This window comes from Sphingomonas sp. FW306-1B-B10E (assembly GCF_058782005.1).
In genome coordinates, this window is record NZ_JBYSXG010000018.1 from 12,693 (window position 1) to 25,212 (window position 12,520).

At 66.2% G+C, this 12,520-nt stretch carries 10 protein-coding genes, 1 tRNA gene and 1 pseudogene; 5 read left to right on the forward strand and 7 right to left on the reverse strand.

Going from position 1 to position 12,520, the window contains the following annotated elements:
• Position 1: 1 nt before the first annotated feature.
• Positions 2-730 carry a ParA family protein gene (locus AC3WJI_RS09340; protein WP_492756986.1) on the forward strand — a complete coding sequence of 243 codons (729 nt, stop codon included), beginning with the start codon at positions 2-4 and terminating at the stop codon, positions 728-730.
• Between the two features lie 7 nt (positions 731-737).
• Positions 738-1,490 carry a leucyl/phenylalanyl-tRNA--protein transferase gene (gene aat, locus AC3WJI_RS09345; protein ID WP_492756987.1) on the forward strand — a complete coding sequence of 251 codons (753 nt, stop codon included), beginning with the start codon at positions 738-740 and terminating at the stop codon, positions 1,488-1,490.
• Between the two features lie 35 nt (positions 1,491-1,525).
• Here aat and AC3WJI_RS09350 read toward each other — a convergent pair.
• The 5 genes and pseudogenes from AC3WJI_RS09350 to AC3WJI_RS09370 all read right to left on the reverse strand — a co-directional run.
• Positions 1,526-1,948: pseudogene (locus AC3WJI_RS09350) on the reverse strand (DUF2155 domain-containing protein); the annotation flags it as partial.
• Positions 1,945-2,337: an NADH:ubiquinone oxidoreductase subunit NDUFA12 gene (locus AC3WJI_RS09355; RefSeq protein WP_492756988.1), complete on the reverse strand. Its 393-nt coding sequence runs from the start codon at positions 2,335-2,337 to the stop codon at positions 1,945-1,947. The gene AC3WJI_RS09355 and the pseudogene AC3WJI_RS09350, both read right to left, overlap by 4 nt.
• A 62-nt stretch (positions 2,338-2,399) precedes the next feature.
• Positions 2,400-2,897 carry a DUF192 domain-containing protein gene (locus AC3WJI_RS09360; RefSeq protein WP_492756989.1) on the reverse strand — a complete coding sequence of 166 codons (498 nt, stop codon included), beginning with the start codon at positions 2,895-2,897 and terminating at the stop codon, positions 2,400-2,402.
• A 7-nt stretch (positions 2,898-2,904) separates the two neighbouring features.
• Positions 2,905-3,453 (reverse strand): cold-shock protein, encoded by a 549-nt coding sequence (locus tag AC3WJI_RS09365; protein ID WP_492757021.1) that lies wholly within the window; start codon positions 3,451-3,453, stop codon positions 2,905-2,907.
• A gap of 147 nt (positions 3,454-3,600) precedes the next feature.
• Positions 3,601-4,104: a regulatory protein RecX gene (locus AC3WJI_RS09370; RefSeq protein WP_492756990.1), complete on the reverse strand. Its 504-nt coding sequence runs from the start codon at positions 4,102-4,104 to the stop codon at positions 3,601-3,603.
• 153 nt (positions 4,105-4,257) lie between these two features.
• Between AC3WJI_RS09370 and AC3WJI_RS09375 the strand changes: the two genes are divergently transcribed.
• The 3 genes from AC3WJI_RS09375 (at position 4,258) to AC3WJI_RS09385 (ending at position 8,638) form a co-directional block, all read left to right on the forward strand.
• Positions 4,258-6,027 carry a fatty acyl-AMP ligase gene (locus tag AC3WJI_RS09375; protein ID WP_492756991.1) on the forward strand — a complete coding sequence of 590 codons (1,770 nt, stop codon included), beginning with the start codon at positions 4,258-4,260 and terminating at the stop codon, positions 6,025-6,027.
• A gap of 129 nt (positions 6,028-6,156) precedes the next feature.
• Positions 6,157-8,514: a putative bifunctional diguanylate cyclase/phosphodiesterase gene (locus AC3WJI_RS09380; RefSeq protein ID WP_492756992.1), complete on the forward strand. Its 2,358-nt coding sequence runs from the start codon at positions 6,157-6,159 to the stop codon at positions 8,512-8,514.
• Between the two features lie 47 nt (positions 8,515-8,561).
• Positions 8,562-8,638, forward strand: a tRNA-Trp gene (locus tag AC3WJI_RS09385).
• 324 nt (positions 8,639-8,962) lie between these two features.
• Here the strand turns inward: AC3WJI_RS09385 and AC3WJI_RS09390 are convergent.
• Both AC3WJI_RS09390 and AC3WJI_RS09395 read right to left on the reverse strand, forming a co-directional pair.
• Positions 8,963-10,375, reverse strand: coding sequence for an HlyD family type I secretion periplasmic adaptor subunit (locus AC3WJI_RS09390; RefSeq protein WP_492756993.1), 1,413 nt, complete (start codon positions 10,373-10,375; stop codon positions 8,963-8,965).
• The gene (locus AC3WJI_RS09395) at positions 10,372-12,516 is read right to left on the reverse strand and encodes a type I secretion system permease/ATPase (RefSeq protein ID WP_492756994.1); all 2,145 of its coding nucleotides are present in this window, start codon (positions 12,514-12,516) and stop codon (positions 10,372-10,374) included. The genes AC3WJI_RS09390 and AC3WJI_RS09395 overlap by 4 nt, the downstream gene beginning before the upstream one ends.
• Between the last annotated feature and the right edge of the window lie 4 nt (positions 12,517-12,520).

Sequence of the window (12,520 nt, forward strand, 5' to 3'; positions counted from 1 at the left end):
CTTGGCTACGATCGCAGTGTACAGCCTGAAGGGCGGCGTCGGCAAAACCACGCTGACGGTTAATCTCGCCTGGATGGCGGCGACCCGTTCGGCACGGCGGACGTTGCTATGGGATCTCGATCCGCAGGCGGCGTCGACCTTCCTCCTCGATGAGCAGGCAAGCGCACGCGGCGAGGCGCAGGCAATCTTCACCCGCGACGTCGAGGCTTCGAAGCTGGCCCGGCGCACCCCGATCGACCGGCTCGACCTGATCGGCGCCGACACGTCGCTGCGCGCGCTCGACCGGATCTTCCACGAGCTCGACAAGAAAAAGCGCCTCGCCAAGCTGCTGGGCGCCCTGACCCGATCCTATGATCGCGTGCTGCTCGATTGCCCTCCGGGGCTGACCGAGACCAGCGAGCAGGTGATGCGCGCCGCCGACCTGATCGTCGTGCCGGTGATCCCCTCTCCGCTTTCGATGCGCGCCTTTGCCGAAGTCGAAAGCCATCTCAGCCACAAGGGCGGGGCGCCGCTGATGCCAGTTCATTCGATGGTCGATCGTCGCCGCAAGCTTCACGCCGAGGCGCTGGCCGCGCATCCCGATTGGCCAGTCATCCCGATGGCGAGCATCGTCGAGACGATGACCGTCCGGCGCGAACCGGTGGGTGCGCTCGCGCCGCGCAGTCCAGCCGCGCAGGCCTTCGCATCTTTATGGCAGGCGATCGAACGCAGATTGGTCTCGACGCGTTGAGCAGGGCATGAGCCATCCGCTCGCGCCCCAGCTGGACCTCGACCCCGATCTGGTGCTGCGTGCCTATGCCATGGGCGTGTTTCCCATGGCCGATCATCGGACGGCATCGAGCGTCTATTGGGTGGAACCCAAATTGCGCGGCATCCTGCCGCTCGACGCCTTTCACTTGTCGCGCTCGCTGCGCAAGACTGTGCGTGCCGAGCGCTTTCGAGTCACTGCGGACACGGCGTTCGAACAGGTCATCGCGCTCTGCGCCCAATCCGCGCGCGACCGGCCGGACACCTGGATCAACGGACCGATCGAGCGTGTGTTCGTCGAACTCCATCGCCGCGGCTTCGCGCATTCGATCGAATGCTGGGACGGCGATCGGCTCGCCGGCGGGCTCTACGGGCTCGCATTGGGCCGCGCATTTTTCGGAGAGTCGATGGTCACGCGGGTGCGCGACGCGTCGAAGGTCGCCTTCGCCTATCTGGTCGCGCGGCTCAAGGCGGGCGGCTTCGCGCTACTCGACTGCCAGTTTCAGACCGAACATCTCGCCACGCTCGGCGCAGTCGAACTCCCGCGCGACGATTACGTCGCGTTGCTGGATGCCGCGCTCGGCGATTCAGCGGCGGGACTCTCGGTCGGCGCGCCCTGTGTCGACGGCGATTTCTTCGCGCTCGACCGTTCGCCTGAATTGCCGCCTGCCGCCGGCGCCGGAACCGTGTCGGGCCCATTGTCGCGGAAGGTCATCGCGCAGCTCTTGGGCCAGACGTCGTAGATTGGGTGCTGGACGACGTTGAGCGCCGGACGCTCCTTGTAGAGCCAGCCCGAGAATACTCGCCGCCAGCTCTTGTCGACCTGCTCGACATCGACCTGGACAAACGCGCCGGTCAGCTGATCGGCTTCCCACGGCGCGGTCTTGTCGCAGGCGCGCAGACGCACGATCACGTCGCCGATCCGCGCCGCCTGGCCCGGCTTGAGCTTGAATTCGCGCGCCACGCCGTTGCGCTTGTTGAGCAGCCCGAGCACAGCTTCGCGATCCTTCATCGGCGTCGCCGCGGCGTTGAGCACGCTGGTGTCAGGGCCAACCGCGACCACTTCGGCGCCGCCGGCGGAATTGCCCTCCCCGGTTGTGATCACCAGGTCGTCAGCGGTATTGTTGACCGCCTCCCCGCCGCTCTTGCAAGCGCCGAGCCCGAGCAGCAGCAACGCCGCCGTTGCGGCGCCTCGCGTCATGCGTCGGGAGTCCAAGCCTCGTAATCGCCGGTCGAACGGGCGCGGTGCCCCCCGGCCTCGAGTGCGCCGGACGGTCGATAGGCCAGTCGGGTACCGGTGTGGTTTGGCTCGGCGGCCTTCTCCCACACCTTCGGCGCCGGCAGCGCCTGGTCGGGCGCGGCGTCGATCTGGTGGTGCAGCCAGCTGAACCATTCGGGCGGCACGCGGCTGGCGTCGTTCGAACCATTATAGATCACCCAGCGGCGGGTGAGGCCGTTGGGGTCGGTGCCGCCCTGCCAATAGATATTGCCGAGCGCGTCCTCGCCGACCTTGGTCTTGCCGCGCAGGCCGAACCATGTGCCGAAGGTGGCGCCGTTCCACCAAGTGAAGGGATTGCGATTCAGGCTCATCCGCGCCGATTAGCCCCGGGTGCGGATCGAGGCAATCAAATCTGCGATTCCGGGGTCAGCGTTTAATGGTCCGGGCTGGTCCATCGCACCTTGTCGCCCGGAGCGATGCCGAGTTCGGCTGCCTTGCCGCCGTTGATCTCGAGCACCGCCCCAACCGGTTCGCCCGATTTCAACGGCTTTTCGGAATAGGGCACTGCGTTTGGCGCGATCGAAGCGATCGTCCCGTTCGGCCGAATGAAAAGGATGTCGAGCGCACTCGGCGTGTTCTTCATCCAGAAGCTCGCAACGCGCGGCTTGCCTTCGGCCGGATAAGGCGTGAACAGCATGCCGCCGTCCGCCGGCAGATTGGTGCGGAACATCAGCCCCCGCTCCTGCTCGGCTGTCGTCCGGGCGAGCTCGACGTTGAACTGCTTCGGTCCGCTCCTGGTCTGGACCGTGACCTGGATCCTGGTCGCGGCACCTTGCCCGGCCGGGCCGCGCGCGTCCGCAGCGCGCTCCTGTCCCGCCGATACCAGCAGCGCTGCTGTGGCCAGCGTCGCGCAAACCCATCGACGGAACATCATTTTCTCAGCCGGTCCTCTCGACCGCCACTGCCAGCGGTCCCTTGTCGCCCTCGACGATGCGTGCGCTCAGCGGCTGGCCAGGCTCGACCTCGTCGATCTCGGCGCGGCGCAGCGTCTCCATATGGACGAATATATCGGCCGAATCCGCCTCGCGCACGAGAAATCCATAGCCTTTGAGTCGATTGAACCATTTGACGGTCACCGGCTCGAACGGCCCGGCATCGTCGATCAGCCGGACCCGGTCGACGCGGTCGGCTTGGCGCTTCGGCGGCTCGACCGCCTCGCTCAGGTCGATCGAGCGAATCAGCTTGGCCTGCAGCCCGCGCTGCCGCGGCACCGCCACGCATTCGACGCGCGCGCCTTCGGGAAGGCTCCGCCTGCCATGCTCCTGCAGCACGGTGAAATGGATCAATATGTCTCCGGCCTCGGCATCGTCAGCGACGAGAAACCCGAACCCCCGGGTCACATCGAACCACTTGACGACCCCGTTATAGACCTGCCCCTCCGACGCCGTCTCCACCCTCGGATCCCCATCCTCCGGCGGCGCGATCATGTCGTCGCTGGGCGCAAGCTGTTGTTCAGCACGCATTATCCTTGTCCCCCAAGGGGCGGTATTTAACACAGCATATTCTAAATGTGGAATTGCTTTGTTGGGGGTGCCCCTTAAAGCTTTAATAAGGTTCGGTCCCAGCCGGGGACGCTATTCCTCGCCAAGCGTGGCGACGTCCTCACCCGGCAGCATGCGGACGATCTTGCGCGCAAGATCAAGGGGATGGCCGGCGCGGAGCATGGCAGCGAGCTGCTTTTCCCGCTCTGGCCGTTCGGCGGCCTTGAGGGCGAAGGCGCCAATGCGCTTGCGCCGGGCGAAGGCGATCGCGCTCGAAAGCGTGCTCGCTTCCACCACAGGCGAGACGGCGTCGATATCCGCGTCCTCGATGCCGGCATGCCGCAACGCCTGGTCGACGCGGCGCGCGCCGAGCCCGCGCCGGCCCATCGCATTCGCCTTGGATTCGGCGAACAGGCGATCGTCCACATAGCCCAGATCCGCCATGCGCTGGGCGAGCGCGGTCACGTCCGGGGCGGCGTCTCCGCCCCAGCCTCTTTCGCGGATCTTGCGCTTGAGATAGTCGGCCAGCCGGCCGCGCGTGGTGGCGTAGCGTTCGACGTAGCGGAGCGCGAACCGCTCCAGATCGGCGGAGTTCAAGGGGGTCGGCGGGCGCCTTGGCTGGGTCATGCGCCATGATTGTGCCACAGTGGCAACCGATTTTGAACGCCAGTGCGTAGCAGAGCCGTTAGCATTTGGTATGCGGTGCGGGGCAGAACGGCCTGTCAGCTCACAGGGGCACGAGATAAGAGAATGGTATTGGACGAAACGGGATCGCATCAGGGTATCATGGAGGCGGAAATCGCCCCTACCCCGACCGACGACAGTCTCCCCCGCCGCCTTGCGGACTTCGCCACCTTGGGCGAAGCGCTGGATTATGCGGCTACGGGCGTACGCGGGCTCAACTTCCATGATGCCCGCGGCAACCTGACGCGGCCTTACCCCTTTGCGGACTTGCGCCAGGACGCGCTCGATCAGGCGCGGCGGCTGATCGCGGCCGGGGTCAAGCCCCAGGACCGCATCGCGCTGATCGCCGAGACCGGCGTCGAGTTCGCGTCGCTGTTCTTCGGCGTGGTCTATGCTGGCGCCTGGCCGGTGCCGCTGCCGCTGCCGACCAGCTTCGGCGGCGCGCAATCCTATATCGATCAGCTTCGCGTCCAGCTCGAGAGCTGCGACCCGTCGATGCTGATCTATCCGCCCGAGATCGGCGCGATGTGCGCCGAGGCGGCGCGGATCACCAATGTCCAAGCGGTGGATTGGGCCGAGTTCGGCGCACGCAGCGCGCCCAACACCACCCTTCCCGAGGCCAAGGGTTCGGACATCGCCTACCTACAATATTCGAGCGGATCGACGCGTTTCCCGCACGGCGTCGCGATCACACACCACGCCTTGCTCAACAATCTGTCGGCGCACAGCCATGGCATGCGCATCCAGGAAAGTGACCGCTGCATCTCGTGGCTGCCCTGGTATCACGACATGGGGCTGGTTGGCTGCTTCCTGTCGGTCGTCGCCAACCAGGTCTCGACCGACTATCTCAAGACCGAGGATTTCGCGCGGCGCCCGCTCGCCTGGCTCGACCTGATCAGCCGTAACCAGGGCACGACCCTCTCCTACTCGCCGACCTTCGGCTACGACATCTGCGCGCGGCGCATGTCGAGCCAGACCAAGGCGAGCGAGCGCTTCGATCTTTCGCGCTGGCGGGTTGCCGGCAACGGCGCCGACATGATCCGCCCGGACGTGATGCAGTCGTTCGTCGACGCGTTCGCCGATGCCGGGTTCAAGGCCTCGGCCTTCCTGCCAAGCTACGGCCTCGCCGAGGCGACGTTGGCAGTGTCGATCATGCCGCCGGGCGAAGGCATCGTCGTCGAGCTGGTCGAGGAGACCCAGCTCTCGGGCGGCGACGTCGCCCGCGCCGATCGCCCGCAGCGTTTCCGCGCAATCGTCAATTGCGGCAAGCCGGTGAAGGACATGGAGGTCCAGATCCGCGAGGAAGACGGCACGCCGCTTCCCGAAAAGGCGATCGGCAAGGTCTGGTGCCGCGGTCCCTCGGTTATGGTCGGCTATTTTCGCGATCCGGAATCGACCGCCGCTTGCATGGCCGACGGCTGGCTCGACACCGGCGACATGGGATATATCTCCGAAGGCTATATCTACATCGTCGGCCGCGCCAAGGACATGATCATCGTCAATGGCCGCAACCATTGGCCGCAGGACATCGAATGGGCGGTGGAGCAGCTTCCCGGCTTCAAGCAGGGCGACATCGCTGCGTTCGCGATCACCACGCCCGGCGGCGAGGAAACTCCCGCAGTGCTCGTCCAGTGCCGCACCTCGGACGAGAATGAGCGGATCCGGCTGCGCGACGAGATTCGCGAGCGCGTGCGTTCGGTCACCGGGATGAACTGCGTGATCGAGCTCGTGCCGCCGCGGACGCTGCCGCGCACCAGTTCGGGCAAATTGAGCCGCGCCAAGGCGCGCAACCTCTATCTCAACGGCGAGATCAAGCCCTACGCTCTCGCCGCCTGATGGGGTCAGGCGGACCGGTGGCCAGCGGCCGGTCCAGCCGTGGGAAACGGGAGCCGAACGGCGCGAAATTCCTCCGTTTTCGCGGTAGCTCTAACCTCTCGCTAACCTACCTTCGGCTATCCCCCGGGGGTGACCAGCCAGACGACTTCCCAATTCGCGCGACCGCGCATCAACGCGCGCGCACTGCTCGGCCTGTACGATCCGGCCGACACGATCGATTGGGGCCCGATTCGCGCCGCGCAATTGCATGCAGGCAGCCAGCTGGCGCTGTTCATGCTTGCGGCGAATGTCGTCGGCGCGTCGCTCGTCACGATGTTGCTCGCCCCGCGCGTGCCGCTATGGCAGCTGGCCAGCTGGGGCGCGCTGGTAGCCGCGGTGGGGTGCGCCGTCGCCTTCCGGCGCCTCTCCAAGCGGCATCGCAGTGCAGTCACGGCGTCACTCAAGGATGTACGCGATACCGTGCTCGACGGGATTTCGCTCGGCGCGATCTGGTCGATCCCGCCGCTGGCTTTCGGCCATGCGACCGATGCCGGTGCCGCGCTCGGCATGTGGGTGGTCTTGTCGCTGCTCATGACTGCTTCCGCAGTCGCGATGGCGGCATTGCCGCTGGCGACAATCGCGTTCGTGTCCATCGTGGGCACCGCGGTCGCAACGATGCTGGCGCTGTCGGCCCCGCCGGTGCTCGCCGCCGCCGCAATCCTGTTCACCGCTTTGCTCGCCATCGCCACCTTCGGCCGCGGCCGCGCGCTCGTCGTCATCCGCGCCAACGAGATGGCGCTGGCCGAGCGCGACGAGACGGTCAGCCTGCTGCTGCGCGAGTTCGAGGATTCGGGATCCGACTGGCTGTGGGAAATCGATGCGCAGCGCCGCGTCGCGCGCGCCAATCCGCGCTTCGCGGTCTCGCTGGGCGCGGATCCGAAGACAATCAACGGTACGCCCTTCCTGCAGCTCCTCGCCGGCCCGACCTGGGAGGACGGCAATTTCGCGCCCGAGCTGCGCGAGCTTGCCGAGCGGCTGAAGGCGCGCGAGCCGTTCCGCGACTTGCTGCTCCCGGTCTTTGTCAGCCAGGAGGAGCGCTGGTGGGAAATGTCCGCCAGCCCGCGTTATGACGAGCGCGGCGCGTTCATCGGCTTCCGCGGCGTCGGCTCCGACGTCACCGAAGCGCGCAAGTCGGCCGACAAGATCAACCACATGGCACGGTTCGACACGCTGACCGGGCTCCCCAACCGCCTGCTGATCAACGAGACGCTCGCCCGCGCCATGGCCGATGCCGACAAATGGGGCTCGCGCTGCGCGTTCATGATGATCGATCTCGATCGCTTCAAGGCGGTCAACGACACGCTCGGCCATCCGGTCGGCGACCGCTTGCTCGGCCGCGTCTCGGAGCGTCTCAAGCTGCTGATGACCGAGAACGAGATGATCGGGCGGCTCGGCGGCGACGAGTTCGCCGTGGTGGTCCGCGACGCGACCGATACCCAGCGCACCGAGCAACTCGCCCAGACGATCATCAACGCGCTTTCCCAGCCATATGAGGTGGACCAGCACACGCTCTATATCGGCGCCTCGGTCGGTCTCGCCGTCGGCCCGCGCGACGGGCGCACCGCCGAGATGCTGATCCGCTCGGCAGACCTTGCGCTCTATCGCTCCAAGGATGCCGGCGGCGGCGTGTTCCACGCCTATGAGCCCCAGCTCCACATGGCCGCCGAGGAGCGGCGCGTGCTCGAGATCGCGCTGCGCAGCGCAGTCGAGAACAGCGAGATGCATCTGAACTACCAGCCGGTAGTCAATGCGGCGACCGGCCAGCTCACTGGATTCGAAGCCCTCCTGCGCTGGACACATCCGCAGTTCGGCAACGTATCGCCCGCCAAGTTCGTGCCGCTGGCCGAGGAAGCCCGGCTAATCGCGCCGATCGGCGAATGGGTGCTGCGCACCGCCTGCGACGAAGCGGTGCGCTGGGACGCACCCGTGCGCATCGCAGTGAATGTCAGCCCCGAGCAATTGCACAACCCCGCCTTTGTCAGCATCGTCGCCCAGGCGCTCGCCCAGTCGGGGCTGCCGCCCGAGCGGCTCGAGCTCGAAGTGACCGAAAGCGTGTTCATGCGCGAAGGCACGGTGGCGATCGAAGTGCTGGAGAAGATCCTCGATCTCGGCGTTCGCCTCAGCCTCGACGATTTCGGCACCGGCTATTCGTCGCTCGGCTATCTCGCGCATACGCGCTTCAGCTCGATCAAGATCGACCGCAGCTTCGTCCAGAGCGCGTCCAAGGGCACCAAGGAAGCGATCGCGATCATCCGCGCGGTGGTGGCGCTCGCCGACAGCCTCGGCATGGCGACGACCGCCGAGGGCGTCGAGACCGAGGAAGAGCACCAGATGGTCCAGCAGCTCGGCTGCACGAAGGTCCAGGGCTATTATTTCGGCCGCCCGCTGCCCGTGCACGAAGCCCGCGCGCTGGCGACGCACGCGATCGGCGGAAGCGTCGCTGCGTGAGACCCCTTGCCCGCGCCGCAACGCGAGGTTAAAGGCGCGAACCGCACAGGGGCGTAGCTCAGTTGGTTAGAGCGTCGGTCTCCAAAACCGAAGGCCCTCGGTTCGAATCCGAGCGCCCCTGCCATTTTCGGGATCTGGCCCGCTCCCGAACCGAGCGGCCCATCTCCATCACCGACTATTCGTTCGCCGCAGACGGAGGCGCTTGGGCTATAGAAAGGCTGCTTGCCGTCTTCCGAGCGTGACGGTGCTTCGCGGTGGAGAACCCGTAGCGCAACATTGCGGAATACCACGCTAGCACTCCGTTGTTGATCCCACTGTAGATCGGTCGGGAGGTTCCGAGGATCCCGTCTTCCGGGGCCTTGGCCGGGCGGCGGTTCCCTGATCGCCGTCCGGTCTTCCAAACACGGTCAGGCTATGAAGTCGCGGGCCTGGAGCCGCCTGCAGACGCCTAACGCTCGCGTCCCGCCTCGTCGATCGTCTGCGCAATCGGAGACAGGAGATACTGGATGATCCGCCGCGCACCGGTGCGGATCTCAGCCTGCACTGCCAGACCCGGACCGATCGGCATGTCGCGACCCGCGACTTCGATAGTGCGTCGCTTGAGGCGGATGCGGACGGCGTAGATCAGCCCGCGTTTCTCATCCTCTATCGCGTCGCGGCTGATCGAGGCGACTTCGCCTTGGATGAGGCCGTAATCGGTGAACGGGAAGGCCTCAAGTTTGACCCGAACCGGCTGGCCTTCGCGGATGAAGCCGATGTCGCGGTTGAGGATTTGAGCCTCGACCTCAACTTCATCGGCGGAGGGAACCACGACCATCAGCGGCTGTGCGGGCTGGACCACGCCGCCGACGGTGTTGACCGCGAGCTGCTGGACGACGCCATCGACCGGCGAGCGAAGCTCCTGATATTGCCGCCGCCGCGCAGTCTTACGAATCTCCTCCCCGGCGACCGCGCCCTTGTCCTCCGCCTCGGAAAGTTCGGCGAACGCGCTCTTGCCGAACTTCTCGCGCAGTCCGGCAATCTGCGCGTCGATATTGGCAATGGCCGCGCGCGCCTTGGCCGCGGCGCTCCGCTGCACGGCGATGTTCTGAATGTGCTCGACCTTCAATTGCTCATATTCGAGCAGCTTGAGCTTCGAGAAATAGCCCTTGTCGCTAAGCGTGCGGCGGCCTTCCAATTGCTGGTCGATCAGCGGCAGGGTCTGGTTGAGCTTGGCGATCTCGGCCTCGGCACCGCTGAGGTCGGCTGCGCTCTGCGCCCGGCTCTCCTGCAAGCTCGCGCGGTCGGCCTCATATTCGGCGACCGCCGTGCGCACGAAGCGTGCCTGGGTCTCCGCGACAGCATCGGGCAGCCCCGGGGGCGCCGCATAGGCGACCTTCCCGGTGGCAAGATAGCGCAGCAGCGCGTAGTTCCTTGCCTGCGTCATCCGCGCCGACAGCAGGCCTTGCGTGGCCTGCGCGTCATCCGCGCCGGCGAGGGTCGGGTCGAGCTCGATGAGCAATTGTCCGCGCCGCACGCGCTGGCCGTTGCGTACGTGGATTGCGCGCACCGCGCCGATCTCGATCGGCTGGATGATCTTGACGTTGGCCGAGGGTACCACCTTGCCGGTCGCCACCGCGACGGTGTCGACCTTGCCGAGGCAGGCCCAGAGCAATGCCGCTGCGAACAGCGTGCACAGGATCAGCATCAGCCAGCGCAGTCCCGGGCTCGGCGGCTTCTCGATGATCTCAAGCGCCGCGGGCAGGAATTCGTGGTCCAGCCGCGCCTGCCGCGAGGACTTCGCCTCGCTCTCCAGCCGCCAGGAAGTGCGCAGCACCTGCCAGTGATGCGCGAGATTGGGCATCAAGCCGGCGAGGCTCATGCGTTCACTCCCATCTGCTTGGCATAAAGCTGCGCATAGCGACCGCCTTCGCGGAGCAGGGCTTCGTGGTTGCCGTCCTCGGTGATCGCGCCCGCCTCGACGGTGACGATGCGGTCGCACTGGCGCACCGCGGAGAGCCGGTGCGCGATGATGATCACCGTGCGCCCCTTGGCCATGACATTGAGGTTGCGCTGGATGATCTCCTCGCTCTCGGCATCCAACGCGCTGGTCGCTTCGTCGAGGATCAGGATGCGCGGGTCGGTCATCAGCGCGCGAGCGATCGCCAGTCGCTGGCGCTGCCCCCCCGACAAATTGGCGCCGCGCTCGTCGATGATTGTGTCGTAGCCGTGCGGAAGCTCGAGGACGAACTCGTGCGCGCCGGCCATCTGCGCCGCGGCGATCACTTGTTCCATCGGGCGTGTGGGATCGGTCAGCGCGATATTGTCGCGGACCGAACGGTTGAACAGGATGTTCTCCTGCAGCACCACGCCGATCTGGCGCCGAAGCCAGGCCGGATCGACCAATGCGAGATCGACGCCGTCGACCAGCACCCGCCCCTGCTCCGGAACGTAGAGCCTTTGGACCAGCTTGGTCAGCGTCGACTTGCCCGATCCTGACGGGCCGACGATGCCGAGCATCTCGCCTGGCGCAATGGCGAGGTCGACGCCGCGCAGCGCCTCGGGGGCGTCGGGGCGGTAGCGGAAGCGGACATTGTCGAACCGCACCTCGCCCCGGATCGCGGGAAGGCTGGCGCGATTGGGGTTGTGCTCCGGCTCGGCAGGGGCATTGAGCACGTCGCCCAGGCGATCGACCGAGATGCGGACCTGCTGGAAGTCCTGCCACAGCTGCGACAACCGCAGGATCGGGGCCGCCACCCGCCCCGAAAGCATGTTGAAGGCGACGAGAGCGCCGACCGTCATTTCGCCGCCGATCACCTGTTTGGCACCGAAATACAAAATCGCGACGGTGGTAAGCTTGGACACCAACTGGATCGCATGGCTGCCGCCATTGGCGAGAGTCATCACCGAGAAGCCGGTCTGGGTGTAGCCCGCGAATTGCCGCTCCCAGCGCGCGCGCATCTGCGGTTCGACCGCCATGGCCTTGAGGGTGCCGATCCCGGTCACGCTCTCGACCAGAAAGGCCTGATTCTCCGCCCCACGACGAAACTTCTCGTCGAGCCGCGCGCGCAGCACCGGGGTCACGAGGATCGAGATCGCAGCGTAGAACGGGATCGACAGCACCACGATCAGCGTGAGAATCGGGCTGTAGAGATACATCACCGCGAAGAACACGATCGTGAAAAACAGGTCGATCACCACCGTCACGGCGTTGGAGGTGAGGAATTCGCGGATCCGCTCGAGCTCGCGCACCCGCGCCACGCTGTCGCCGACGCGCCGAGTCTCGAAATAAGAAAGCGGCAGGTTGAGCAGATGCCGGAACAGCCGCGACGAGAGCTCGGCATCGACGCGGTTGGTCGAATGCGCGAACAACCAGTTGCGCAGCCCCGACAGCGCAGTTTCCCAGGTCAGCACTACCGCCAGCCCGATCGCCAGCACGTCGAGCGTCGACATCGATTGGTGCACCAGCACCTTGTCGATGACGAGCTGGAAAAACAGCGGCGATACCAGCCCCATCAGTTGGAGGAAGAAGGACGCAATCAACACGTCGCGCAGCGGCTTGCGGTATTTGACCAGCGCGGGGATGAACCAGCTGATGTCGAACGGTCGGCTGGTGCCTGCGATCGCCTCGCGCGTGGTCATCAGCAGCAGCCGGCCGCTGAACCGATCGGCGAATTGCGCTTCGGACCAGATTTCGGGCCGCTCTGCGTCGCCGCGCTGGACGAGGAAGCGGCGCGGCTCTTCGCTTTCGTCGATCTTGAGCAGGATAAGCGCGTCGCCGGTTTCGGTTTCGGCCAGCGCCGGCAGTGGCCGCTTGCCCAATTCGCCGAGCCGCGTCGGCCGGATCCGCGCGACGATGCCGATCCGCTTGGCGGCACGCGCTAGGTCCTCGAGGCGGAAGCGATCGGTACTGCCGTGCTCGTGCACGATCTGCGCGGGATCGGCGGGTACTCCCAAGAATCGCGCCACGAGCACGAACGCGTGCAATGCGGCCGACGACGCGGCCTCACCCTCCTCGATCACGAAA

What these genes read in the sequence shown, in the direction of transcription:
- aat (WP_492756987.1), top strand. Translation starts at nt 738, where the DNA reads ATGAGCCATCCGCTCGCGCCCCAGCTGGACCTCGACCCCGATCTGGTG.
- AC3WJI_RS09355 (WP_492756988.1), bottom strand. Translation starts at nt 2,337, where the DNA reads ATGAGCCTGAATCGCAATCCCTTCACTTGGTGGAACGGCGCCACCTTC.
- AC3WJI_RS09360 (WP_492756989.1), bottom strand. Translation starts at nt 2,897, where the DNA reads ATGTTCCGTCGATGGGTTTGCGCGACGCTGGCCACAGCAGCGCTGCTG.
- AC3WJI_RS09365 (WP_492757021.1), bottom strand. Translation starts at nt 3,453, where the DNA reads ATGATCGCGCCGCCGGAGGATGGGGATCCGAGGGTGGAGACGGCGTCG.
- AC3WJI_RS09375 (WP_492756991.1), top strand. Translation starts at nt 4,258, where the DNA reads ATGGTATTGGACGAAACGGGATCGCATCAGGGTATCATGGAGGCGGAA.
- AC3WJI_RS09390 (WP_492756993.1), bottom strand. Translation starts at nt 10,375, where the DNA reads ATGAGCCTCGCCGGCTTGATGCCCAATCTCGCGCATCACTGGCAGGTG.